The organism is Peribacillus sp. N1, assembly GCF_054600815.1.
This window is the reverse complement of sequence record NZ_BAAHZO010000003.1, coordinates 232,170-255,837: the sequence shown is the minus strand read 5'-3', so window position 1 is coordinate 255,837 and position 23,668 is coordinate 232,170. Positions and strand designations below refer to the sequence as shown.

The 23,668-nt window shown below is 42.8% G+C and carries 25 protein-coding genes and 1 tRNA gene; 25 read left to right on the top strand and 1 reads right to left on the bottom strand.

What is annotated here, in order from left to right; translation table 11 throughout:
• Window positions 1–20 precede the first annotated feature (20 nt).
• From hisD to ACYP5M_RS14130, 13 genes are all read left to right on the top strand, one after another.
• Window positions 21–1,301, top strand: coding sequence for a histidinol dehydrogenase (gene hisD, locus ACYP5M_RS14190; RefSeq protein WP_260358751.1), 1,281 nt, complete (start codon window positions 21–23; stop codon window positions 1,299–1,301).
• A gap of 100 nt (window positions 1,302–1,401) precedes the next feature.
• The gene (hisB, locus tag ACYP5M_RS14185) at window positions 1,402–1,989 is read left to right on the top strand and encodes an imidazoleglycerol-phosphate dehydratase HisB (protein WP_063233950.1); all 588 of its coding nucleotides are present in this window, start codon (window positions 1,402–1,404) and stop codon (window positions 1,987–1,989) included.
• 2 nt (window positions 1,990–1,991) lie between these two features.
• Window positions 1,992–2,624 carry an imidazole glycerol phosphate synthase subunit HisH gene (gene hisH / locus ACYP5M_RS14180; RefSeq protein ID WP_137016666.1) on the top strand — a complete coding sequence of 211 codons (633 nt, stop codon included), beginning with the start codon at window positions 1,992–1,994 and terminating at the stop codon, window positions 2,622–2,624.
• Complete coding sequence (gene hisA, locus ACYP5M_RS14175) at window positions 2,621–3,355, top strand: 1-(5-phosphoribosyl)-5-[(5-phosphoribosylamino)methylideneamino]imidazole-4-carboxamide isomerase (RefSeq protein ID WP_101223726.1); 735 nt, start codon at window positions 2,621–2,623, stop codon at window positions 3,353–3,355. Before hisH ends, hisA begins: the two co-directional genes overlap by 4 nt.
• Window positions 3,356–4,114 carry an imidazole glycerol phosphate synthase subunit HisF gene (gene hisF, locus ACYP5M_RS14170; RefSeq protein ID WP_434168084.1) on the top strand — a complete coding sequence of 253 codons (759 nt, stop codon included), beginning with the start codon at window positions 3,356–3,358 and terminating at the stop codon, window positions 4,112–4,114.
• Window positions 4,111–4,767, top strand: a complete 657-nt coding sequence (hisIE, locus tag ACYP5M_RS14165) for a bifunctional phosphoribosyl-AMP cyclohydrolase/phosphoribosyl-ATP diphosphatase HisIE (RefSeq protein WP_101223724.1) — start codon at window positions 4,111–4,113, stop codon at window positions 4,765–4,767. Before hisF ends, hisIE begins: the two co-directional genes overlap by 4 nt.
• Window positions 4,768–5,196: 429 nt before the next feature.
• Window positions 5,197–6,699: a tetratricopeptide repeat protein gene (locus tag ACYP5M_RS14160; protein ID WP_101223722.1), complete on the top strand. Its 1,503-nt coding sequence runs from the start codon at window positions 5,197–5,199 to the stop codon at window positions 6,697–6,699.
• 103 nt (window positions 6,700–6,802) lie between these two features.
• Window positions 6,803–7,750 (top strand): thioredoxin-disulfide reductase, encoded by a 948-nt coding sequence (gene trxB / locus ACYP5M_RS14155; RefSeq protein WP_434168083.1) that lies wholly within the window; start codon window positions 6,803–6,805, stop codon window positions 7,748–7,750.
• A 556-nt stretch (window positions 7,751–8,306) separates the two neighbouring features.
• Window positions 8,307–8,765 (top strand): NUDIX hydrolase, encoded by a 459-nt coding sequence (locus ACYP5M_RS14150; protein ID WP_101223721.1) that lies wholly within the window; start codon window positions 8,307–8,309, stop codon window positions 8,763–8,765.
• Window positions 8,766–8,810: 45 nt separating this feature from the next.
• Window positions 8,811–9,710, top strand: coding sequence for an RNase adapter RapZ (gene rapZ, locus ACYP5M_RS14145; protein WP_101223720.1), 900 nt, complete (start codon window positions 8,811–8,813; stop codon window positions 9,708–9,710).
• Window positions 9,700–10,686 carry a gluconeogenesis factor YvcK family protein gene (locus tag ACYP5M_RS14140; protein ID WP_101223719.1) on the top strand — a complete coding sequence of 329 codons (987 nt, stop codon included), beginning with the start codon at window positions 9,700–9,702 and terminating at the stop codon, window positions 10,684–10,686. The genes rapZ and ACYP5M_RS14140 overlap by 11 nt, the downstream gene beginning before the upstream one ends.
• A gap of 67 nt (window positions 10,687–10,753) precedes the next feature.
• Entirely contained in the window at window positions 10,754–11,707 is a 954-nt protein-coding gene (whiA, locus tag ACYP5M_RS14135; protein ID WP_101223718.1) for a DNA-binding protein WhiA, read from the top strand.
• A gap of 20 nt (window positions 11,708–11,727) precedes the next feature.
• Window positions 11,728–11,985, top strand: coding sequence for an HPr family phosphocarrier protein (locus ACYP5M_RS14130; RefSeq protein WP_101223717.1), 258 nt, complete (start codon window positions 11,728–11,730; stop codon window positions 11,983–11,985).
• 96 nt (window positions 11,986–12,081) lie between these two features.
• Here the strand turns inward: ACYP5M_RS14130 and clpP are convergent, their stop codons facing one another.
• A complete protein-coding gene (clpP, locus tag ACYP5M_RS14125) occupies window positions 12,082–12,690 on the bottom strand; it encodes an ATP-dependent Clp endopeptidase proteolytic subunit ClpP (protein ID WP_063233960.1) in 609 nt (202 codons plus the stop codon).
• Between the two features lie 289 nt (window positions 12,691–12,979).
• Here clpP and ACYP5M_RS14120 point away from each other — a divergent pair.
• The 12 genes from ACYP5M_RS14120 to ACYP5M_RS14065 all read left to right on the top strand — a co-directional run bounded on the left by ACYP5M_RS14120 (window position 12,980) and on the right by ACYP5M_RS14065 (window position 23,642).
• A tRNA-Arg gene (locus ACYP5M_RS14120) sits at window positions 12,980–13,051 on the top strand.
• A gap of 316 nt (window positions 13,052–13,367) precedes the next feature.
• Window positions 13,368–14,705, top strand: coding sequence for an RNA polymerase factor sigma-54 (gene rpoN / locus ACYP5M_RS14115; RefSeq protein ID WP_434168082.1), 1,338 nt, complete (start codon window positions 13,368–13,370; stop codon window positions 14,703–14,705).
• Window positions 14,706–14,714: 9 nt separating this feature from the next.
• A complete protein-coding gene (locus tag ACYP5M_RS14110) occupies window positions 14,715–14,963 on the top strand; it encodes a glutaredoxin family protein (RefSeq protein WP_397315546.1) in 249 nt (82 codons plus the stop codon).
• A gap of 139 nt (window positions 14,964–15,102) precedes the next feature.
• The gene (locus tag ACYP5M_RS14105) at window positions 15,103–16,137 is read left to right on the top strand and encodes a sugar-binding transcriptional regulator (protein WP_101223715.1); all 1,035 of its coding nucleotides are present in this window, start codon (window positions 15,103–15,105) and stop codon (window positions 16,135–16,137) included.
• Window positions 16,138–16,168: 31 nt separating this feature from the next.
• The gene (gene gap / locus ACYP5M_RS14100) at window positions 16,169–17,176 is read left to right on the top strand and encodes a type I glyceraldehyde-3-phosphate dehydrogenase (RefSeq protein WP_207438313.1); all 1,008 of its coding nucleotides are present in this window, start codon (window positions 16,169–16,171) and stop codon (window positions 17,174–17,176) included.
• A gap of 246 nt (window positions 17,177–17,422) precedes the next feature.
• Window positions 17,423–18,607, top strand: coding sequence for a phosphoglycerate kinase (locus tag ACYP5M_RS14095; RefSeq protein ID WP_230176168.1), 1,185 nt, complete (start codon window positions 17,423–17,425; stop codon window positions 18,605–18,607).
• Between the two features lie 45 nt (window positions 18,608–18,652).
• Entirely contained in the window at window positions 18,653–19,414 is a 762-nt protein-coding gene (gene tpiA / locus ACYP5M_RS14090) for a triose-phosphate isomerase (protein WP_434168081.1), read from the top strand.
• Window positions 19,407–20,942, top strand: coding sequence for a 2,3-bisphosphoglycerate-independent phosphoglycerate mutase (gpmI, locus tag ACYP5M_RS14085; RefSeq protein WP_230176169.1), 1,536 nt, complete (start codon window positions 19,407–19,409; stop codon window positions 20,940–20,942). The genes tpiA and gpmI overlap by 8 nt, the downstream gene beginning before the upstream one ends.
• A 30-nt stretch (window positions 20,943–20,972) precedes the next feature.
• On the top strand, window positions 20,973–22,268 hold the full coding sequence (eno, locus tag ACYP5M_RS14080) for a phosphopyruvate hydratase (protein WP_034309992.1): 1,296 nt from the start codon (window positions 20,973–20,975) through the stop codon (window positions 22,266–22,268).
• A gap of 331 nt (window positions 22,269–22,599) precedes the next feature.
• Window positions 22,600–22,989 carry a hypothetical protein gene (locus ACYP5M_RS14075; RefSeq protein WP_434168080.1) on the top strand — a complete coding sequence of 130 codons (390 nt, stop codon included), beginning with the start codon at window positions 22,600–22,602 and terminating at the stop codon, window positions 22,987–22,989.
• Between the two features lie 111 nt (window positions 22,990–23,100).
• On the top strand, window positions 23,101–23,427 hold the full coding sequence (locus ACYP5M_RS14070) for a hypothetical protein (RefSeq protein ID WP_459735182.1): 327 nt from the start codon (window positions 23,101–23,103) through the stop codon (window positions 23,425–23,427).
• 20 nt (window positions 23,428–23,447) lie between these two features.
• The gene (locus ACYP5M_RS14065) at window positions 23,448–23,642 is read left to right on the top strand and encodes a hypothetical protein (protein WP_101223709.1); all 195 of its coding nucleotides are present in this window, start codon (window positions 23,448–23,450) and stop codon (window positions 23,640–23,642) included.
• Window positions 23,643–23,668 lie beyond the last annotated feature (26 nt).

The window sequence follows — 23,668 nt, the reverse complement described above, 5'->3', positions numbered from 1 at the left end:
ATAGCTAATGAGGTGAAGGTATGAAAATAGAACGGTTTGCTGAAGGGATTTCACTGAAACGCTCGGTTGATGCAGGTACTGCCGATCAAAGAAAAGCGGTTCAGGATATTATTTATGATGTCAGGAAAAGCGGAAACGCCGCTTTACATACCTATACCGAACGTTTCGATGGTGTCAGTGCAGGGGAATTACTTGTATCGGAACAGGAAATGGAAGAAGCGACAGCATCTTTAACTGCTGAGCAGCTTGATATTATACAAGAAGCCGCGAATAATATCCGAATGTTTCACGAGAAACAAATTCGAAATTCATGGTTTACGACTGATGATACGGGAACGATGCTAGGACAAAAATTGACACCTCTTGATGCTGTAGGTGTTTATGTACCTGGAGGCACAGCAGCCTATCCTTCGTCAGTACTGATGAATGCGTTGCCTGCGAAGGCCGCGGGGGTGGAAAGGATCGTTATGGTGTCTCCGCCAGGGAAGGATGGAAAATTATCGCCAGCGGTTTTGGCAGCTGCCAAAATTGCCGGGGTGAAGGAAATCTATAAAGTTGGAGGGGCACAGGCAATAGCTGCTCTCGCTTATGGGACGGAAACGATTAAGAAAGTGGATAAAATAGTGGGTCCGGGAAATATATATGTGGCGTTAGCGAAGCGGGAAGTATTTGGAGATGTCGCCATTGATATGATAGCAGGTCCAAGTGAAATAGCGATATTGGCGGACGAAACCGCCATCGCTGCAGAAGTTGCGGCAGACTTGCTGTCACAGGCGGAGCATGATGCCCGTGCTTGCAGTGTTTTGGTGACGACGTCAACGACTCTTGCAGAAGAAGTGGCCGCAGAAGTGACCAAGCAGGTGGCGTTACTTCCACGCCATGATATTGCTGCAGCATCAATAAGGGATTATGGAAGAATCGTTGTATGCGGGAATATGGCGGAAGCTGTTGAAGCGATTAATGAACTTGCACCGGAACATTTGGAAATTGTGGCCCATGATGCACTTGAAATCATGTCTAAAATCCGTCATGCCGGAGCAATCTTCATTGGCCGATTTAGTTCGGAGCCCGTCGGTGATTACTTTGCAGGTCCCAATCATGTGCTGCCTACCAATGGAACCGCCCGTTTTTCCAGTCCGCTTAATGTGGATGATTTCCAAAAGAAATCAAGCATCATCATGTATAGTGAAACGGCCTTCCGCAAAAATGCAGAAAAAATCGCAGCATTTGCCCGAATGGAAGGACTTGAGGCTCACGCCCGTGCCATTGAATCACGTGGTGTGAATGAATCCGGTAAATAGTCCTGAAATATTAAAATACGCGAAATCATTGATATAAAGACTTTTGACATGCTTTTACATCTTGGGAAAAGGGGTCTTACCCCGTTGAGGAGGAGTTGTAATGGAACGTTTTGCTAGTGTGGAGCGAAAGACGAATGAAACGGAAATAAGTTTGAAGTTTGGTGTGGATGGGGAAGGTAATTCCTCCATTAAGACGGGCGTTCCGTTTATGACGCATATGCTTGATTTGTTCACGAAACACGGGAAGTTTGATTTGACCGTAGATGCAAACGGAGATACAGATGTCGATGATCACCATACAACTGAAGATATTGGCATTTGCTTAGGTCAGACGTTATTGGAGGCCCTTGGGGACAAGCGCGGGATAAAGCGTTACGGAAATGCTTTCGTACCCATGGATGAAGCACTCGCCCAGGTTGTCATCGATTTAAGCAATCGTCCGCACCTAGAGTTCCGGGCTGAGTTTCCTTCGCAAAAGGTGGGTACTTTCGATACTGAACTCGTGCACGAGTTTCTTTGGAAATTCGCTCTTGAAGCCAGGATGAACCTGCATGTAGTCGTTCATTACGGTCACAACACACATCATATGATCGAAGCAATATTCAAAGCGCTGGGACGTGCATTGGATGAAGCTACGACTATCGATCCACGTGTCAAAGGCATCCCTTCGACGAAAGGAATGTTGTAAAAATGATCGGAATCGTCGATTATGGCATGGGGAATTTATTTTCTGTAAGTAAAGGGCTTGAACGCCTTGGTGCCGATTCATTCATTTCCGATGACCCAAAAGAACTTTCAAAGTCGAAAGGAATCATACTTCCCGGCGTTGGATCTTTCAGGGATGCAATGAGCCTCTTGGAAAAACAAAAGCTGGATGAATTCCTGCGGGAATATGTAGCCGATGGAGGTTATCTATTAGGGATCTGCCTTGGTATGCAGCTTCTCTTTGATGAAAGTGAGGAAAATGGACCGGCTAAAGGATTATCCCTCATCCCGGGAAAAGTCGTTCGTTTTAAGGGAGTGGATGCGAATGACCAGGTTTATAAAGTGCCGCACATGGGCTGGAATCGTCTTGAATTCAAACACGCTTCACCAGTGAATGAGGGGCTGGAAGAGGAGCATGTTTATTTCGTCCATTCCTACTACGTCGATACCGATGAATCATTCGTCACTGCTTCGGCAAGGTATGATGTGGAAGTGCCTGCGATCGTCGGTAAAGGGAATGTGTTCGGCATGCAGTTCCATCCGGAAAAAAGCGGGAAGATGGGCATGTCACTGTTAAAAAATTATCTGTCATTAGTAGAAGGGAAGGAAGAAGCATGAGCAACTTTACTATTTACCCGGCGATTGATATGCGTGGAGGCAAATGCGTCCGCTTAATCCAGGGAGATTACAATCAGGAAACCGTTTATGGCGATTCCCCCTTTGATATGGCAAAAAGCTTTGCGGACCAAGGAGCCGATTGGATACATATGGTCGACCTTGACGGAGCTAAAGAGGGAGTGCGCATCAATGATTCATACGTAATCAAAGCTGCAAGTGAGTTAGGGGCCCGCATTCAAATCGGCGGCGGCATCCGTACGGAACATGATATAGCCCATTACCTGGATAATGGTGTGGAACGTGTCATTCTTGGCAGCACGGCCGTTTCAGACCCTGATTTCACTAAAGATATGATTAGGAAATATGGAAGCCATATCGCAATCGGGATCGATGCGAAGGATGGCAGGGTTGCCACTCATGGTTGGCTTCAAACGTCTGGGACCCTTGCGATAGATCTTGGTAAATTACTGGCCGATGCTGGTGCAGAGACATTTATCGTGACTGATATCGCGACGGATGGGATGCTTTCAGGTCCGAATGTGAAAGGTATATTGGCCATGGCGGAGGCAACCGGTAAAAACGTTATCGCTTCGGGCGGCATTAGTTCACTTGAAGACCTTATCACCCTCAAAGAGTATGAAGCCCAAGGCATTGCAGGGGCAATCATTGGCAAGGCGCTTTATACCAATCGCTTTACTGTAGAAGAAGCACTAGAAAAGGTGCGTGGTTAAATGCTCACTAAACGAATTATTCCATGTCTCGATGTAAAGGATGGGCGGGTAGTCAAAGGGATACAATTTGTTTCCCTTAGGGATGCAGGAGACCCGGTCGAACTTGCAGCCTTTTACGACCAAGAAGGTGCCGATGAGCTTGTCTTCCTGGATATTTCCGCATCACATGAAGGCAGGGAAACGATTGTCGACGTCGTTCAAGCGGTAGCGGGCAGTCTGGCAATCCCGTTCACGGTGGGCGGCGGCATTAATTCATTGGCGGATATGAAGAAGATCTTACGAGCTGGAGCCGATAAGGTTTCCTTAAATACAGCAGCCATTCTGCGCCCTGATTTAATTAATGAAGGTGCTGATTACTTTGGTTCCCAATGTATCGTGGTCGCCATAGACGCCCGATATGAAGAAGGGCTTGGCTCATGGCGCGTATATACCCACGGCGGCCGGAAACCGACTGAATGGGAAGTGATCGATTGGGCGAAGGAAGCTGTGTCCCGAGGTGCAGGTGAAATACTATTGACAAGCATGGATTGTGACGGCGAGAAACAAGGGTTTAATATCGCTTTGACAAAAGCGGTATCTGAAGCCGTTTCGGTGCCGGTCATCGCCTCAGGCGGGGCGGGCAACGCTGGGCATTTCCAGGAAGCCTTCCAAGAAGGTAAAGCCGACGCAGCATTAGCCGCATCGATTTTTCATTATAAAGAAACATCCGTCAAAGAAGTAAAAGCGTTTCTCAAACAACAAGGAGTGGTTGTACGATGAATCTTGAAACTATTAAATACGACGAAAAAGGCCTGATACCGGCAATTATTCAAGATGCAGGAACCGGCGAAGTGCTGACACTTGCTTATATGAATCAAGAATCACTGCAATTGTCGATTGAAAAAGGTGAAACGGTTTTCTTCAGCCGTTCGCGCAATGAATTATGGCATAAAGGAGCAACCAGCGGTAATACCCAGAAAATCATCGAAATGAAGTATGACTGCGATCAAGATGCATTGGTCGTTCGGGTCGTTCCTGCAGGACCTGCGTGCCATACAGGGGCAACAAGCTGTTTTAGCGAAACGATTTATCAAAACGGTGAAGCCGGACAAGACGTGAAGGCGAATGTGACTTTCTTGACGGAATTGGAAAAATTGATTGAAAGAAGAAAATCGGAAATGCCTGAGGGTTCATATACTACCTATCTATTCGAAAAGGGCGTTGATAAGATCCTGAAAAAAGTCGGTGAAGAAGCGGCAGAAGTGATCATTGCTGCTAAGAACCGCGATGCAGAGGAACTTTCGATGGAAAGTGCCGATCTCCTCTATCACTTATTCGTTCTTCTTCAGGAGCAGGAGTTGCCTTTCCAAGCAGTGCTTGATGTATTGAAGGCTAGACATGCCGATAAGGATGAACCGAAAGAAACTGAATGAATGGTGAGTGCCCTCCGTCAAGGAGGGCTCAGACTGAAGACAAACTCGATGAAAGTCAAGTTTCTCTTCAGTTTTTTTATGGCTTGTACAATTTGGACGTTGATTATCGATCCAGGCACCCGCTTTTCCCGCCGGAGTCTCGCACAACCGCCCCAATCAACTTTTGCTACAAACTTTTGGTAGAAACCATATCTGAGATTTCAAGGTGTTGCTTTGTTCGGGAACATGAAAGAGATATTTCCCAACCCCTTTTGTGTGTATTTACGACAACGAGATCAATCCTGGCTCCCCATTTGACTAGGAATATACCTCAATTTTTTCTTGAAGAAAGCATGGTGATTCCCTTTTTCCATTTTCTTGAATTGTTCGGCAAATTTACTCCAATATGTTATAATACTATGGTTAATCAACTTGAAGATGGAGGATTACATGAGTAAAGACTCTAAATTTGGCCAACAGGCAAAAATTCTAACTTTTCACCCAACAGGTGAGTATTATTTCACCAAGGGTTTAAAAGCTTATCATAGACGAGAACTACCTAAATCAAAAAAATACCTGGAACGTGCGCTGGAACTTGAACCCGCTGAACCGATGATAGCCTGTCAATTGGCAATCACTTGCTCGGAAATCGGAGAATATAATTATTCAAACAACCTCTTGGAAAACATCTTGGATGTGATGGATCCCTATATGTCGGAATGTCATTACTTCCTGGCGAATAATTATGCCCACTTAGGCATGTTCAAGGAGGCTTATCGTCACGCCAGTGCTTATCTTGATAAAGAAGAAGACGGGGAGTTCAGCGATGACGCAGAGGACCTGCTTGAACTGATAACTTTTGAGTCGGATGAGTCAGAAGAAAATCCCTTTAAGCATGATGGGCTCATTACCAAACAGGAACAAGCCCGTGAGTACCTTGAATCAGGCAATTTTCCAAAGGCAATCGAAGTATTGAAAGAGACGATTGCCGAGTACGAGGATTACTGGTCCGCTTATAATAACCTGGCACTTGCCTATTTCTATCTTGGTCAAGTAAATGACGCCTTTGCAACACTTGATGAGGTACTTGAAAAAAGTCCAGGAAACCTGCATGCGCTTTGTAACCTTGTTGTTTTTCATCATTATCAACAAGATGAAGAGAAGGTTGAAGAGCTCATACACATGCTGGAGAAAATTAGGCCGATGCTATCCGAACATCGTTTCAAGCTTGGAGCGACCTTCGCTTTGATAGGAAACTATGCTTCTGCATATAAATGGTTGAAAGTACTGCAAAGGCAAGGGTTCGAGGGAGATGGAACCTTCTACTATTGGTTAACCATTTCCGCTTACCACCTAGGCCATGATCAGGCTGCCAAAAAGGCATGGAAAAAGGTCGTGGAAATGAACCCGGAAAAGGAAGGCATGGAGCCTTGGGGAGATATGAATGCAACTTCAGATGGTTTTGAACATCATTTTCCTTCTATTATAAAAAGGCTGGAAAGTGAATTCATTGAAGAAAGGCTGTTTGCCATTTTCCTTCTGAAACATTCGGTTCATAAACAGAAGCTATTGAAAAACCAGGTCCTCAACCTTAATCAGAATTTCACTGATTTGGAACGTGATTATGCTGAACTTGTTCAAGCTCCTGCTAAAGATCGTCAATTAACACCGATTGATTTTGCCGATCGCACAGCTGAGTTATTATATCAGCATTTCCAACCGATACAATTAAATGAAGCCGGGCTGTATTTAATGTGGTTTTCCGTCTTCATCGAAGCGGTGAAATCAGAGCAAAAGCTAAATAATCCAGCAGGATGGGCATCAGCGGTGGAGTACGTGTGGAATCAGCTTAAAAATGAGAAGGCGAGCAAACAGGCAATCGCAGACAAACATTTCATATCCGTGTCCACCTTATCAAAGTACGTAAAGTTGGTTCAAACCCTGCTTGGATGAGCAGATATTTGGACGAAAAATTATTTGTTATATAGGATAATAGGTAGGGAACACTAACCGTAGTGAAGGTTCCATTTGTAATGGAATATGGAGGAGTGAAAACATGTCTGAAAAAATTTATGACGTTGTTATTATTGGAGCTGGTCCTGCAGGGATGACGGCGGCTGTCTATACATCACGTGCGAACCTTTCAACATTGATGTTAGAACGCGGAGTACCGGGCGGGCAAATGGCCAATACAGAGGAAGTTGAAAATTATCCTGGATTCGACACTATACTCGGACCTGAACTTTCAACGAAAATGTTTGACCATGCAAAGAAATTTGGTGCGGAGTATGCCTATGGGGATGTTAAGGAAATCATCGACGGTGAAGAGTATAAAACGATCAAAGCCGGTTCCAAGGAATTCAAGGCACGTTCAATCATCATTTCATCTGGTGCCGAATATAAGAAAATCGGTGTTCCCGGCGAAAAAGAATTGGGCGGCCGCGGTGTATCGTATTGTGCAGTTTGTGATGGTGCATTCTTCAAGCAAAAGGAACTATTCGTTATCGGCGGCGGAGACTCTGCTGTTGAAGAGGGTGTGTACTTAACCCGCTTTGCTTCAAAAGTGACGATCGTTCACAGACGTGAAGAACTTCGTGCTCAAAAGATTCTTCAAGATCGTGCATTTGCCAATGAGAAAATAAACTTCATCTGGAATCACACTTTGAAGGAAATCAATGAAAAAGGCGGCAAAGTCGGCGGTGTCACACTAGTTTCCACTGAAAACGGGGAAGAGACAGTGATGGACGCAGACGGTGTATTCATTTATATCGGAATGCTTCCGCTAACTAAACCATTTGAGAACTTGGGCATTTTGAATTCCACAGGCTATATTGAAACGAATGACCGGATGGAAACACGCGTCCCTGGTATTTTTGCTGCTGGTGATGTTCGTGAAAAAACATTGCGCCAAATCGTTACAGCTACAGGCGATGGAAGCATTGCCGCTCAATCCGCTCAGCATTTTGTTGAGGAACTTCAAGAAAAATTGCAGCCTAAGGCTTGATTTCACTAGAATATACAATCGTAATTCCGTTTTAACGATGTTGTAACACGCGTGAAATAATGATTGGGTATAGTATGGATAGAAGTTGACCCCCTTTAATTATAAACGTTTAAGGACACAGATTAAGTTTCTGTGTCCTTTTTTTTTGTTTCCTGCTTTAAGACTAAATCTTTAGTTCCAATTTTTAGGATGTGCCAAATGATTTTTAATGAGAAGTAAGTCCGCCCTTTGCATTTAGGCAGCGAAAGTGGAGAAGAATAGGAGTTAAGCAGGATAAAGGCTTATCTACGTGATTCCTTGGGAATGAATATTCCCCCAATGCAGGAAGTTTACTTTATTGTTAGCTCATTTCAAAAATAGTATAATGTTAAGATATACTAAACATATATATATCTTTCATAAAGGTAAGAAGATGAAAAATACAACTTGTTTGAACTATTAGCATTTGTAAATCGCCAAATGGATATCTAGCGGCGGTTTAAGGATATAAACTGAATCTCTTCAACACGGGGGTGAAGGTTTCTATAGTCGAGCAGAGCCAATTGAGGTGAAGAACGTGCAACGTGTCACAAACTGTGTATTGATCAAGGATAATCAAATCCTCTTATTGAAAAAGCCTAGACGCGGATGGTGGGTAGCTCCAGGCGGAAAGATGGAGCCTGGGGAATCTGTACGCGATGCTTGTATTAGGGAATATCGTGAAGAAACGGGCGTTTATTTAAAAAACCCTTCCATCAAAGGTATTTTCACCTTCATTATGAAGGACGGAGATAAGGTATTGTCGGAATGGATGATGTTCACTTTCTTTGCAACGGATTCCGATGGTGTAAATGTTGATGTTTGTGAAGAAGGGGAACTTAGCTGGCATCCGGTCGAAGATGTTAAAAAGCTGATGATGGCTGAAGGTGATTTTCACATCCTGGACTATATGGTTCATGGAACTGGGATCATTTATGGAACCTTTACCTATACACCTGAGTTTAAACTACTTTCTTACCGATTGGATCCAGGTTAATTTTCACATATAAAAAAGATTGCTATACATGGGGGCGGAGAAACTATGAGTACAGGGCAGATCAGTGAAACGCAATTGGTCATCATTACCGGAATGTCCGGAGCGGGTAAGACAGTGGCGGTTCAAAGTTTTGAAGACCTCGGCTTTTTTTGCGTCGATAATTTGCCGCCCACGCTATTGCCAAAGTTTTTGGAGTTAATGAAGGACTCAGGGAATAAGATGAATAAAGTGGCTCTTGTCATGGATTTGAGGGGTAGGGAGTTTTTTGATTCCTTATTTCTTGCACTGGATAATTTAACGGATTCAGCTGCAGTATCACCAAGAATCCTTTTTCTTGAAGCTGATGACGATTCCTTGGTCCGAAGATATAAGGAAACGAGAAGGACCCATCCGCTTGCTCCATTAGGCCGGCCATTGGAAGGCATTAAAATGGAGCGGGAACTATTGGACGAATTGAAGGGAAGGGCCCAGCTGATCTTTAATACTTCCCAACTGAAACCGCGCGAATTGAGGGAGAAAATCGCATCGGAGTTTTCTGCCGATAAAAGTGTCGGTTTTACAGTCAATGTCATGTCGTTCGGGTTCAAGCATGGTCTACCCATAGATGCCGACCTTGTGTTTGATGTACGCTTCCTGCCAAATCCATATTATATTGACCATATGAGGCCAAGGACTGGCTTGGAACAGGAAGTGTCGAGTTACGTTTTAAAATGGAGTGAGACGCAAAAATTCTTGGAAAAAGTGACCGATTTGCTTGCGTTCATGCTTCCATATTATAAACGTGAAGGAAAAGCACAGCTTGTTGTTGCGATAGGGTGTACAGGCGGTCAGCACCGTTCTGTAGCATTGACGGAGTATATTTCAAACCACTTCAAGAAGGATTACAGGGTTCAAGTATCACATCGCGATATCGAAAAAAGTAAGGGGAAAGCAGATGTTAGATAAAAAGAAACAACCTAAGGTTGTGATCATTGGAGGGGGAACCGGCCTTCCCGTTTTGTTGAGAGGGTTAAAGAAGCATCCGGTTGATATAACGGCAATCGTAACGGTAGCTGATGATGGTGGAAGTTCAGGCCGCCTTCGCGAGGATATGGATATTCCCGCTCCGGGTGACATTCGTAACGTGCTGGCTGCGTTATCGGATGTAGAGCCCCTTGTTGAACAAATGTTTCAACATCGCTTTCAGAGTAAAAATGAGTTGTCCGGGCATTCGCTGGGGAATTTGATACTGGCGGCAATGACCTCGCTGACCGGGGATTTCGTCCATGCGATCCAGGAAATGAGTAAATTTCTTAATGTCCGCGGTAAAGTGCTTCCGGCGGCCAACCAAAGTGTGGTTCTCCATGCGGAGATGGAGGACGGAACGATTGTTACAGGCGAATCCAAGATCCCCTTCTCAGGAAAGAAAATAAAAAAAGTATTTCTGTCTCCTCATCATATAAAGCCGCTCAGTGAAACTCTCCAGGAAATCAAACAGGCAGATCTTATTGTCATAGGTCCAGGGAGTCTATATACTAGCATTCTGCCTAACTTACTTGTTCCTGGTTTAGGAGAAGAGGTTGCCCGTTCGAAGGCGAAGAAGGTGTACATTTGCAATTTGATGACACAAGCCGGAGAGACGCTGGATTATAGCGCGAGCGATCATATAAAAGCGATATATGACCATATGGGAAATGCATATATTGACAGGATACTTGTTAATAATGAGGAAATACCAACCGAAATTCAGCAACGCTATCAAGCTGAATATGCTAAACCGGTCATGTATGATGTGGAAAGCTTAAAAATGATGGGGCTTGAAATCATACAAGAACGCATTTTCAGCTATGAAGGGAATGTAATACGCCATGACACGAAAAAAGTGGCGGATTTGCTCTATAATATGCTTGTAAATGAAACAAAAAGCCACATTGCACCGTAGATATAAGCGGGGACGGTTTTTTGATTGATAAAAATAGATTACCTGCGTTCGATTGGGGGTGAAATGGATGTCTTTTGCTTCAGAAACGAAAAAAGAGCTTACTACATTAGAGGGAAAGGATTGCTGCGGTAAAGCGGAATTGTGTGCGCTTATCCGGATGAACGGATCCCTTTCATTTTCTAATCGGAAGCTTGTTGTGGATATTCAAACTGAGAATGCTGCGATTGCCAGAAGGATTTATACGCTGCTGAAAAAAAGTTATGAGGTTCAGGTCGAGCTGTTGGTCCGTAAAAAGATGAAGCTTAAAAAGAATAATGTATATATTGTCAGGATGTCATCTGGAGGGCAGCGGGTTTTAACCGATTTGGAAATTTTAGGCGATGGCTTTGAAATTCTCCATGCTATATCCGATACTATTGTTGGGAAGAAATGCTGTAAGCGTTCTTACCTAAGAGGTGCATTTCTTGCGGGAGGTTCGGTGAATAATCCGGAAACGTCTTCCTATCACCTTGAAATTTTCTCACTTTATAAAGAGCACAATGATGCCCTTTGTGAGCTAATGAATAAGTTTGGCTTGAAGGCCAAAACTCTTGAACGCAAGAAAGGGTATATCATTTATTTGAAAGAAGCCGAAAAGATTGCCGAGTTTTTAAGTATAGTTGGCGCCCATTCAGCTTTATTAAGGTTCGAAGATGTAAGGATCGTCCGTGATATGCGTAATTCAGTGAATCGGCTTGTGAATTGTGAAACAGCCAATTTGAACAAAACGATTGGGGCCTCATTACGCCAGGTTGAAAATATCCATTATATCGAGGATACGGTGGGATTAGGCATTTTACCGGATAAGCTTCGGGAAATTGCGGAGCTTAGGATTGCGTTTCAGGATATAACCTTAAAGGAACTTGGGGAAATGGTTTCTGGGGGAACAATCAGTAAATCCGGGATTAATCACCGATTACGTAAGATTGATGAAATAGCTGACAGGCTCCGTGGGGGAGAGGCTATTGCTGCGAAAAAATAAAGCTAACAGGGGAGATCAAGATGGTGGAAAAACAAGTTGAGGTAAAATTGAAAACGGGTTTGCAGGCGCGGCCGGCAGCTCTTTTTGTACAAGAAGCTAACCGCTTTCATTCAGATGTTTTTCTTGAAAAAGAAGGAAAGAAAGTGAACGCAAAAAGTATAATGGGGTTAATGAGCCTTGCCATCAGTTCTGGCGTGACCGTGAAGTTAATCGTCGAAGGACGCGATGAAAAAGAAGCGTTAGAGGCATTGGAAGAGTTTGTTCAGCAAGAGGGTTAAAAGAAAAGGATGCTTAAAAGAGCATCCTTTTTTTTCATTATGCAAAAAAGCTCCGGAAGTCGCTAAAGGCGTTCTCCGGAGCCGGTTGTTGCATGATTATTTAGAGTCTTTTTTATCATCAAGGATGCTGCGAGTGATGACTTTGTCGATCAAGCCATATTCAAGAGCTCTTTCGGAAGTCATGAAGTTATCACGTTCCGTATCTCTTTGAAGGACTTCAATAGGTTGACCAGTACGTTCTGCCAAGATTTGGTTCAGTTTATCTTTCAAGTGAAGGATACGGCGGGCAGCAATTTCAATCTCCGTAGCTTGTCCTTGAGCTCCTCCAAGTGGTTGGTGAATCATGACCTCACTGTTTGGCAACGCATAACGTTTGCCTTTTTCACCAGCGGCCAATAGGAAAGCACCCATGGAAGCGGCCATACCGATGCATACTGTGGATACATTAGGTTTGATATATTGCATAGTATCGTAAATGGCCATACCGGAAGTGATGCTTCCGCCAGGGCTGTTGATGTATAGAGTGATATCTTTTTCAGGATTTTCCGCTTCTAAAAATAGTAATTGAGCAACAATGGAGTTGGAAACATTATCGTCAATTGCACTTCCTAGCATAATGATCCGGTCTTTTAATAAACGGGAGTAAATATCGTAGGCACGCTCCCCACGACTTGTTTGTTCGATAACTGTAGGAATTAAATTCATGTTCATTTCCTCCTTCGATTAAGAGAATCATTTAAATTCTTTATGTATGTATGATACACTTTTTGGTCAATTTAGGTCAAACAAAACAAACCCTATAATGGATAATTTGTTCGACAATTTTCTGGCTAAGGCTCCTTTCCGATAGATTACTTTATATATTATGCCGCACAGGGATGAATTTCCACATTACCCATAATACCCAAATGACGAAGTTTTAAACCTGATAACCCTTGCAAAGGAAGGGAATCTATCATATAATGAAGTCTGTTGAAAAAATATTTTCTATTACGCCCTCGTAGTGCAACGGATAGAACGCAAGCCTCCGAAGCTTGAAATGCAGGTTCGATTCCTGCCGAGGGCATTACCAATCTTCTACTTAATAAAGTGGGGGATTTTTTATTGGTCATTTTTAAGAGGGGCCCTAAAATTTTTGGCGAATTCACTCGATTTCCGTAATATTCCATCGGATCCTGTAATGTAAGCCCTGTCTTGAAAATATACGCGCACACTATTGAAAAATGGTGATTTTTCAATAAAAGTAGTTGTTTAATTTGCATTTCTAACATATAGTATTTAAAACAAATAAACTATTCAGAAAAAAACGTAAGCGTTTTCATGGGTTTTTGTGTAGAATTTTCTCCTGATAATGTAAAATGGAGTGGGGGAGGGATGAATCGATGAGTATGAATATGAAAGCAGGACTTTTTCAACAGCAAACATTAAAGATGGCAATGACGCAGGAGCTTATGCAAGCTATTACATTGCTGCAATATTCCTCGCAGGAGCTATCGGCTTTTTTAGAAAATAAAATGGTGGAGAATCCATTACTGTCCATAGATCAGCCAACATCGGCTTTATTTCAGCCAACTTTTGACCGGAAAAAGGGAAAACGGACTCTTAAGAATACGTATGATGCCAACTATTGGATTGAACAGATCAGTGAAGATACTATATCGCTTGAACAGCATATCATGTCCCAGGTGAATCACCAGCAACTTACCGGTGAGCAGCAGAAGGCGTTGCTGCTATTAATTCATAACCTTGATGAAAACGGTTACTTGAGGACTGAGCTGGATGACATATGTATCCCTGGTATATCTCGGATAGTTTTGGAAGAAAGCCTCACAATTTTACAGGAACTCGAGCCGCATGGAATTGGAGCGAGAAATCTTCAAGAGTGCCTTTTGCTTCAGGTGCAAGCAGAAGGGGTGAACCTGCTTGCAGAATCGATCATAGAAAACCATTTCCTCGATTTTGCTGAAAAGCGCTGGAAAGACCTAAGTAAGAAAATCGGTGTTACAATGAAGGAGATTCAAGAAGTATTTGATTATGTCCAGACATTGAACCCGCGACCCGCATCACTCTTTTTTCAGGAAAAACCTTCTTATATAGTGCCGGATGTGGTCGTGGAAGTTCGGGATGGTATGCTGCTTGTCGGGAATTATGATGGTAACACACCTAATCTTAATGTGGATAAAGGGTATTTAAACCGTATGAAGAGCCATAAGGATCAGGGGGTTCAACGGTTTATCCAGGATAAGTGGCAGGAATACCAATGGATATCCAGAGGGATCCAACAGAGGAAAGAAACTATATTGAAGGTCATTCAGTGCATCGTCGATAAACAGCCGGCGTGCTTTCATCATGGCCTGAACTATTTGAAACCGATGACGATGAAGGAAATCGCCGACGAACTTGGTATACATGAGTCCACAGTAAGCCGGGCGGTCAAAGGGAAATACGTGCAGACACCATTTGGCACGATAGAGATGAGGATATTTTTCACTACTTCTTTACAGTCAGTCGGCCTTGATGAGGATATGTCGGGCATGCAGGCAAAAAAGAGCCTTCAGGCAGCCATCAATGGGGAAAATAAACAAAAGCCGCTCTCGGATCAGGACCTGGCAGAACGGTTGAAAGAAGAGCATGGAATTATCCTGGCACGCCGAACCGTTGCCAAGTACCGGGAACAATTAGGGATCCCTTCTTCATCTAAACGAAAAAGATATGATTGAAAAGGATGAGTGGTTTTGGAATCAAATGCGTTTGTTTTATATAGTAGGGATAAATGCCCGTTATGCGATAAAGCCAAGCAAGTGCTTGAAGAAGTGAAAGAGGAATCAGGCATAGGCTATAAAGAAATCGATATCCACACCGATGATGATTTGCTTGAGAAATTCGGGCTGATGATCCCTGTCGTTGAATGGAAAGATGATATCGTTCAATTCGGAAACGTTGATAAATCAGCTCTAAATAGGCTTTTGGAAAAATAATTTTTCAAATCATTTGAAGAAACATTCCGTTCCTGCTAGAATAAAATATGTAGCAGGAATATTTTTTTGTTTTAAGTGGGACAGAAAATGACTACGCGGGACATTATACGTCCAACTTAACTTTTTAGGAGTTTTAAATATGCGTACATTACTCGAGGTACAAAGAAAATTATTACCAGATTTCCTTTTGGTTATGCAAAAAAGATATGATATCCTGCGTTATATCAAAATGATGCAGCCGGTTGGAAGGCGCAGTCTGTCCGTGAGCCTTAATTTGACGGAGCGGACGCTCAGAGGCGAGGTTGATTTTCTGAAAAGTCAGAACCTGGTTAACATATTCAGCTCTGGCATGACGCTGACTGATGAAGGGATTGAAATCCTGGATAAGTTAGAAGGAATAATGCGTGAAGTAATGGGTATAGACATAATGGAACGGCAATTGCAGGATTTATTGCAAGTGGATGAGGTCATTATTGTCTCAGGAAATTGTGATGAGACCCCATGGGTGAAAAAAGAATTGGGTAAAGCTTGTGCAATCCGTATGAAACGAGAATGGAACTCAAAGAATATCATTGCGGTTACTGGCGGATCGACAATGGCCGAAGTGGCTGATTCGCTGTCACCTGATGAAGCGTCGAAGAAATTGACATTTGTCCCGGCCCGCGGGGGAATTGGTGAAGCAGTGCAGAATCAGGCCAATACGATTGTCGAAAAAATGGCCCAGAAGGCACAGGCCTCATACAGAGTATTGTATGTACCCGATCAATTAAGCGGTGAGGTTTATGCTTCATTTCAGAAGGAACCTGCAATTAAAGAAGTGATTTCCCAAATCAAATCTGCCGATATGATCATTCATGGAATCGGTGATGCCATGGCGATGGCAGAAAGAAGAAATTCTTCGCCAGAAATGTTAAAGAAGCTGTTAGATGGAAATGCTGTAGGAGAGGCATTCGGTTATTATTACGATGAAAACGGTAAAGTTGTTCATAAAGTTTTGACAGTCGGCATCCAGTTAGATGATCTTAGCCCTGAAAAGCGAGTGATAACTGTGGCAGGTGGTAAAACTAAAGCAAAGGCTATCCGTTCCTACATGAAAGGCGCACCTTCATCAACCGTTTTAATCACGGATGAAGCGGCGGCACAAGAGTTAATTCAGGGGAATTACACCCCTTAATATATTTGCGAACTTAAAGGAGGAATTTTTCATGGCAGTAAAAGTTGGTATTAATGGTTTTGGACGTATTGGACGTAATGTATTTCGTGCAGCATTGAGTAATCCTGGGGTAGAGATTGTTGCTATTAACGACTTAACGGATGCTAATATGTTAGCACACCTTCTTCAATACGATACAATTCATGGATCTCTTAATGAAAAAGTAACAGTTGATGGGGATTACCTTGTTGTTGATGGTCATAAAGTCAAAGTATTGGCTGAACGTGACCCTGCACAATTAGCATGGGGTGAACTAGGAGTAGAAGTAGTAGTAGAATCTACAGGACGTTTCACGAAACGTTCAGATGCAGCTAAGCATTTAGAAGCTGGCGCGAAAAAAGTAATCATCTCTGCTCCTGCATCTGATGAAGATATCACAATCGTCATGGGTGTAAACGAAGATAAATATGATGCAGCTAACCACCATGTAATCTCTAATGCTTCTTGTACAACGAACTGCTTAGCTCCATTTGCTAAAGTGCTTCACGAACAATTCGGAATCAAACGCGGTATGATGACTACTGTTCACTCTTATACAAATGATCAGCAAATCCTTGATTTGCCACATAAAGATTACCGCCGTGCACGTGCAGCTGCGGAGAATATCATTCCTACAACAACTGGGGCAGCAAAAGCTGTTGCACTTGTCCTTCCTGAACTTAAAGGGAAATTGAATGGTATGGCAATGCGCGTACCTACTCCAAACGTGTCTGTTGTCGACCTTGTTGCAGAACTTGAAAAAGACACAACAGTTGAAGAAGTTAATGCAGCATTCAAAAAGGCTTCTGAAGGTGAATTAAAAGGAATCCTTGAGTACAGCGAACTTCCGCTAGTATCAACTGATTATAACGGTAACCCATCATCATCTACAATCGATGCCCTTTCCACAATGGTAATGGAAGGAAACATGGTTAAAGTATTATCTTGGTATGATAATGAAACAGGATATTCAAGCCGTGTTGTTGATTTGATCGACTATTTGGCTAAAAAAGGATTGTAATTAGAATAATAAAAAACCTCACCAAGGTGAGGTTTTTTTTATCACACCTCTAAAAAAACTTGGCAGAAGATGATATTATTAGTAAGTCATTAATCAGTCAAGCGTTTACATTTCTTGTTTTTGGATAATTTCCTGGAAACCGACTATAATGAAAAAGAGAAAAGGGGAGTTGGGAAATTTACCCTCTCCCTTTTTGGCTAAAAGAATCAAAAATATGATAACAATATCTAAGGAGGTTCTTGGATTATGAATAAAAAGTCGATTAAAGATATTGAATTAAAGGGGAAACGCGTATTTTGCCGTGTTGATTTCAACGTGCCGATGCAGGACGGAAAGATTTCGGATGATACGAGAATCAAGGCTGCACTGCCGACGATTTCCTATTTGACAGAACAAGGCGCAAAAGTCATCTTAGCCAGCCACCTTGGCCGTCCTAAAGGACAAGTCGTAGAAGAATTGCGTCTAGCACCTGTTGCGGAAAGACTAAGCGAACTTAGTGGCAAGGATGTGCAAAAGGCAGAAGAAGCATACGGTGAGACCGTTCAATCAATAATTGATAACATGCAAGATGGCGAGATCTTGTTGTTGGAAAACGTTCGTTTCTATCCAGGAGAAGAGAAGAACGATCAAGAATTGGCGAAGTCATTTGCTGCACTTGCTGATGTTTATGTTAACGATGCATTCGGAGCTGCGCATCGTGCACATGCTTCAACTGAAGGAATAGCGCACCATCTCCCAGCCGTTGCCGGATTGCTGATGGAAAAAGAGCTTTCAGTACTTGGAAAAGCCCTATCCAACCCAGAACGTCCTTTTACAGCTATAATTGGCGGAGCAAAAGTAAAGGATAAGATAGGCGTTATCGAAAACCTTTTGGAAAAAGTCGATCACTTGATCATTGGTGGTGGATTGGGTTATACATTCATTAAAGCGCAAGGTCATGAAATCGGTAATTCTTTATTGGAAGAAGACAAAATAGAATTGGCCAAATCTTTCATCGAAAGTGCAAAAGAAAAAGGCGTAAAACTTCATTTGCCTATCGATGCAGTCGTAACTGCTGAATTTTCACCTGATGCAGAGACGGATAATGTCGATATCGATGCAATTCCAAAGGATAAAATGGCTCTTGATATCGGACCAAAAACAAGCGAATTATTTGCGGATGTAATCAAAAGTTCCAAGCTTGTCATTTGGAATGGACCAATGGGTGTATTCGAGTTCGATAAATTTGCGAATGGAACGAAAACCGTTGCTAAAGCCTTGGCGGAAGCAAAAGATACGTACAGCATTGTAGGCGGAGGGGATTCAGCCGCAGCCGCAGAAAAGTTTGGCTTGGCAGAAAAGATGTCCCATATTTCAACTGGCGGCGGTGCATCTCTTGAGTTCATGGAAGGCAAAGAGTTGCCTGGCGTTGTGGCCTTGAACGATAAATAAGACTGACCGTTACATATTTCAACTTTAGAAGGGATGAGAAACCAAATGCGTAAACCGATTATTGCAGGAAACTGGAAAATGAATAAAACACTATCTGAAGCGACTGCCTTTTTAGAAGAAGTGAGCAATTTGATTCCGAAGCAAGATGTAATCGATACGGTTGTATGTGCTCCAGCTTTATTTTTGGATCAGCTGGTTCAAGCAGCAAAAGGAACTGATGTGAAGATCGGGGCGCAGAACATGCACTTTGAAGAAAGCGGTGCTTTCACAGGAGAAATCAGCCCGATCGCATTGGCTGATCTTGGTGTATCCTACGTCATACTTGGTCATTCCGAACGCCGTGAAATGTTCAACGAAACGGATGAAGCCGTTAATAAAAAAGCTCATTCCGCTTTTGCCCACGGATTGACCCCAATCGTTTGCTGCGGTGAAACATTAGAGCAAAGGGAAGCTGGCGAAACGAATGATTTCGTAGGCAGCCAGATAGAAAAAGGCCTTGCAGGATTATCTGACGATCAATTGAAACAAGCCGTTATTGCTTATGAGCCGATTTGGGCAATTGGAACAGGAAAATCGTCATCTGCTCAAGATGCTAATGAAGTTTGTTCGCATATCCGCTCGGTTGTTGCCGACAAATTTTCAAATGAAGCAGCTGCAGCCATCCGCATTCAATACGGTGGCAGTGTAAAACCTGAGAATATTAAAGAGTACATGGCACAACCTGATATAGACGGTGCGTTGGTTGGCGGTGCAAGCTTGAAATCCGATTCATTTTTACAATTGCTGGAGGCTGGTCACTATGAGTAAGTCGCCTGTGGCACTTATCATCTTAGACGGTTTTGGCTGCCGTAACGAGGAAAAGGGAAATGCTGTTTTTCATGCGAAAAAACCGAACTTTGACCGTTTTTGGGAACAGTATCCGCATTCCCATTTAACTGCAAGCGGGGAAGCGGTCGGCTTGCCTGCCGGTCAAATGGGGAACTCGGAAGTGGGGCATTTGAATATCGGGGCAGGACGGATCGTTTATCAAAGTCTGACCCGTGTGAACCTGGCTATCCGTGAAGGTGAGTTTGCCAAAAACCCAACTTTGATCGATGCCATGAGCCATGCCAAGAAAAAAGGCACGGACCTTCATCTTTTCGGTCTACTTTCAGATGGCGGCGTGCACAGTCATATCGATCATATGTATGCCCTGCTGAAATTGGCCGCTAAAGAAGGAGTTAAAAATGTATATGTACATGCATTTTTAGATGGTCGTGATGTCGGGCCGAAAACGGCGCAAGGTTATATTAAGGAAGCGGAAGCGAAAATGAAGGAAATCGGTGTTGGACAGTTTGCGACCATATCCGGAAGATATTATTCGATGGACCGTGATAAGCGCTGGGAACGTGTGGAGAAATCCTACCGTTCGATGGTGTATGGTGATGGCCCTGCTTACTCTTCCGCGATGGAATGTGTCGAGGATTCCTACGAACATGGTATTTTTGACGAGTTCGTGATACCTTCAGTCATAACGGCGGAAGACGGTAAACCGGTGGCAACGATTAAAGATGATGATGCCGTAATCTTTTATAACTTCCGTCCAGACCGGGCGATCCAGATTTCCAATACGTTCACCAATGAGGATTTTCGCTCATTTGACCGCGGTCCTGGACATCCGAAGCATCTCCATTTTGTCTGCTTGACACATTTTTCAGAAACAGTTGACGGATATGTTGCATTTAATCCGACAAATCTTGATAATACATTAGGGGAAGTACTTTCCCAAAACCAGCTTACCCAGCTTCGTATCGCTGAAACTGAGAAATATCCGCATGTGACATTTTTCATGAGCGGCGGACGTGAAGAGAAGTTTCCTGGTGAAGAGAGGATTTTAATTAATTCTCCGAAAGTCGCTACATATGATTTAAAACCTGAAATGAGTGCTTATGAAGTTACGGATGCATTGGTGGAACAAATTGAGGCTGATCGTTTTGATGCCATTCTCTTGAATTTTGCCAATCCGGACATGGTTGGTCATTCAGGGATGCTTGAGCCCACCATTAAAGCGATTGAAACAGTGGATGAATGCCTAGGCAGGATTGTCGATTTAATCGTCTCAAAAGGCGGTACGGCAATCATCACCGCTGACCATGGGAATGCTGATGAAGTCGTAACGCTTGAAGGCAACCCGATGACAGCCCATACTACGAATCCCGTGCCTGTCATTATCACTAAAAATCAGGTAACATTAAGAACAGGTGGTATCCTAGGTGATTTAGCTCCAACGATGCTTGATTTGCTTGGAGTCGAAAAACCTGTTGAAATGACAGGGAAATCCCTATTATCTAAATAAAATTGTGAATAGGAAAAGGAGAGATTTATAATGCCGTACATCGAACATGTATATGCACGCGAAGTGCTAGATTCCCGTGGTAATCCAACAATAGAAGTAGAAATCCAAACAGAGTCCGGATACTTCGGACGTGCAATCGTACCATCAGGTGCTTCAACAGGAGAACACGAAGCGGTTGAGCTTCGTGACGGAGATAAATCTCGCTACCTGGGTAAAGGGGTACAAAAAGCAGTCGATAATGTAAATGATATCATTGCTGAAGCTGTCATCGGTTTGGATGTTACGAACCAAGCAGGACTTGACCTCACTATGATTGAATTGGATGGCACTGAAAACAAAGGAAACCTGGGAGCTAATGCAATCCTTGGCGTATCAATGGCTGCTGCCCATGCCGCTGCGGAATTTTCAGGTTTACCATTGTATCGTTACCTTGGAGGGTTCAATGCGAAACAACTTCCTACTCCAATGATGAACATCATTAACGGCGGATCACATGCCGATAACAATGTTGACTTCCAGGAATTCATGATTCTTCCTGTAGGTGCTCCTAGCTTCAAAGAAGCAGTTCGCATGGGTGCAGAAGTATTCCATGCCTTGAAATCTGTCCTTTCTGCCAAAGGCCTGAATACGGCAGTCGGCGATGAAGGCGGCTTCGCGCCAAACCTTGGTTCAAACCGTGAAGCGCTTCAAGTCATCATTGAGGCAATTGAAAAAGCTGGCTACAAAGCAGGCGAAGATATCTACCTTGGCATGGACGTAGCTTCATCTGAATTCTATAACAAAGAAACAGGCAAATATGATCTTGCTGGCGAAGGCCGCAATGGTGTTACATCAGAAGAAATGGTAGCTTTCTATGAAGAGCTAGTGAATGAATTCCCTATTATCTCCATCGAGGACGGCCTGGATGAAAATGACTGGGATGGCCACAAACTTTTAACGGAACGCATCGGTTCTAAAGTTCAGCTTGTTGGTGACGATCTTTTCGTAACGAACACGAAAAAATTGGCTGAAGGCATCGAAAAAGGCATCGGCAACTCCATCCTGATCAAAGTGAACCAAATTGGTACACTGACTGAAACGTTTGATGCAATCGAAATGGCAAAACGCGCAGGCTACACTGCAGTCGTTTCCCACCGTTCCGGTGAAACGGAAGATGCAACGATCGCTGATATCGCCGTTGCAACAAACGCAGGACAAATCAAAACTGGTTCCATGTCCCGTACAGACCGTATCGCTAAATACAACCAACTTCTTCGCATCGAAGACCAGCTTGGTGACTTGGCTGTATACGGCGGCTTGAAATCTTTCTATAACCTGAAGAAGTAATTATCAAGCATAAAATACGTCCGAACTTTGTCATACAAGGCACTTTTGGACACTTTGAGTTATGTAGTACATCAACTCGAACTTAGCAATACAAATGTTTAGTATCAACCCCTGATTTATAAGTGAGTGATATCGCTTATGAATTGGGGGTTTTTGCGTGTTAATACAGGACTTGTTGAAAGAATTTACATTTGACTTACAAATTAAAAATTATTCCAAGCGAACTATCGAGACCTACAATTACAAAATGGTATGGCCTATTGGATATTGATATTGCTAAAGATATTGACGATAAGGTCAACTTGTTAAAAGAGGAATTGGGAATTGGATATTGGATAGCCAAAAAAGGCAATCACCAAACTCCAAGGAGTTTATAAAAAAACACAAGGAAATCCACGCATATTATGGCATTCGCTTTAAATATGATGCTTACTGTGCTTATTTAACGAAAACTGAAAGTAAAGTTCGTGAAAGCCTAGAGCTGCCTAAAACTCAAGATGATGCAAAACTTGTGTTCGATATTGTGGCTAGAAAATATAATTTGCAATTAGCAGAAAGGCGACAAATCAACGGTTTCGGTAAAGTGGACAGAGCAATACATCAAGCAAAGATAGATGGAAAGTATGTCCCACTAGCCACGCTTGTTTATGATTACATGGTAGATGGTCATGAGCTGGATGTTAAAAACACAGACGAAAAATCTTATATGCCAAACTTTTAGACCGTTCCAATAGGAATGGTCTTTTTTAGATTGACAGCATAATTTTGGTACTTCATACTTCTATAGTAATAGATGTAACGGAATATTTAGTTAATTAAGAGGACGAAAGCCATGAAACCAGAAATCTTATCAACAGCCATCGAAACGCTAACAGGATTGTTTTTCCGTAACAATAATGAAGGAACTGACTTTCTTGCCAAACGCACATTGGACCATTATATAAACGACCTTGATTTGCTTGGTGATATCAACTCTGTAGCTGTGGAAATTGATAAACAGCGAGCGTGGGCTCTCATTCCCAAGCTACGATTATTTGACAGCAAGAGCGCTGATGAAATCGAAGTTGCTTTAGTTGGGGTGGGATATACCGATGCTGAAATTATTGCCAGTGACATAGTATTTGAGGAGTGGAAAAAATCTCAAAAGCACTGCCAATGATTTTAAAAGGAGGAATACCGATGTGGGGACGATACCTTTGGAAACTCCGATTGTTATTGACCATTCCATATTTGTTATTTGCGATATTAATGTTTTCGTCCATTGGCAACGATAAGGATTATGGTTATTATTGGATGGCGTTTGTGGTCTATGCGATTGTTTCAAATATCATCCTTCATAAAATGGAAAAGAAAGAAAAGATGGAAAAGGAATGAATTTAAGGAGGTAAGCACTTTTACCT

Excerpts from the sequence above, each read along its gene's own strand:
- tpiA (WP_434168081.1), top strand. The coding sequence starts at position 18,653 with ATGCGTAAACCGATTATTGCAGGAAACTGGAAAATGAATAAAACACTA.
- rpoN (WP_434168082.1), top strand. The coding sequence starts at position 13,368 with ATGAGTATGAATATGAAAGCAGGACTTTTTCAACAGCAAACATTAAAG.
- gpmI (WP_230176169.1), top strand. The coding sequence starts at position 19,407 with ATGAGTAAGTCGCCTGTGGCACTTATCATCTTAGACGGTTTTGGCTGC.
- hisF (WP_434168084.1), top strand. The coding sequence starts at position 3,356 with ATGCTCACTAAACGAATTATTCCATGTCTCGATGTAAAGGATGGGCGG.
- ACYP5M_RS14065 (WP_101223709.1), top strand. The coding sequence starts at position 23,448 with ATGTGGGGACGATACCTTTGGAAACTCCGATTGTTATTGACCATTCCA.
- hisIE (WP_101223724.1), top strand. The coding sequence starts at position 4,111 with ATGAATCTTGAAACTATTAAATACGACGAAAAAGGCCTGATACCGGCA.
- hisH (WP_137016666.1), top strand. The coding sequence starts at position 1,992 with ATGATCGGAATCGTCGATTATGGCATGGGGAATTTATTTTCTGTAAGT.
- clpP (WP_063233960.1), bottom strand. The coding sequence starts at position 12,690 with ATGAATTTAATTCCTACAGTTATCGAACAAACAAGTCGTGGGGAGCGT.
- eno (WP_034309992.1), top strand. The coding sequence starts at position 20,973 with ATGCCGTACATCGAACATGTATATGCACGCGAAGTGCTAGATTCCCGT.
- ACYP5M_RS14160 (WP_101223722.1), top strand. The coding sequence starts at position 5,197 with ATGAGTAAAGACTCTAAATTTGGCCAACAGGCAAAAATTCTAACTTTT.
- gap (WP_207438313.1), top strand. The coding sequence starts at position 16,169 with ATGGCAGTAAAAGTTGGTATTAATGGTTTTGGACGTATTGGACGTAAT.
- trxB (WP_434168083.1), top strand. The coding sequence starts at position 6,803 with ATGTCTGAAAAAATTTATGACGTTGTTATTATTGGAGCTGGTCCTGCA.
- hisA (WP_101223726.1), top strand. The coding sequence starts at position 2,621 with ATGAGCAACTTTACTATTTACCCGGCGATTGATATGCGTGGAGGCAAA.
- ACYP5M_RS14140 (WP_101223719.1), top strand. The coding sequence starts at position 9,700 with ATGTTAGATAAAAAGAAACAACCTAAGGTTGTGATCATTGGAGGGGGA.
- rapZ (WP_101223720.1), top strand. The coding sequence starts at position 8,811 with ATGAGTACAGGGCAGATCAGTGAAACGCAATTGGTCATCATTACCGGA.
- ACYP5M_RS14095 (WP_230176168.1), top strand. The coding sequence starts at position 17,423 with ATGAATAAAAAGTCGATTAAAGATATTGAATTAAAGGGGAAACGCGTA.
- hisB (WP_063233950.1), top strand. The coding sequence starts at position 1,402 with ATGGAACGTTTTGCTAGTGTGGAGCGAAAGACGAATGAAACGGAAATA.
- ACYP5M_RS14105 (WP_101223715.1), top strand. The coding sequence starts at position 15,103 with ATGCGTACATTACTCGAGGTACAAAGAAAATTATTACCAGATTTCCTT.
- whiA (WP_101223718.1), top strand. The coding sequence starts at position 10,754 with ATGTCTTTTGCTTCAGAAACGAAAAAAGAGCTTACTACATTAGAGGGA.
- ACYP5M_RS14130 (WP_101223717.1), top strand. The coding sequence starts at position 11,728 with ATGGTGGAAAAACAAGTTGAGGTAAAATTGAAAACGGGTTTGCAGGCG.
- ACYP5M_RS14070 (WP_459735182.1), top strand. The coding sequence starts at position 23,101 with ATGAAACCAGAAATCTTATCAACAGCCATCGAAACGCTAACAGGATTG.
- hisD (WP_260358751.1), top strand. The coding sequence starts at position 21 with ATGAAAATAGAACGGTTTGCTGAAGGGATTTCACTGAAACGCTCGGTT.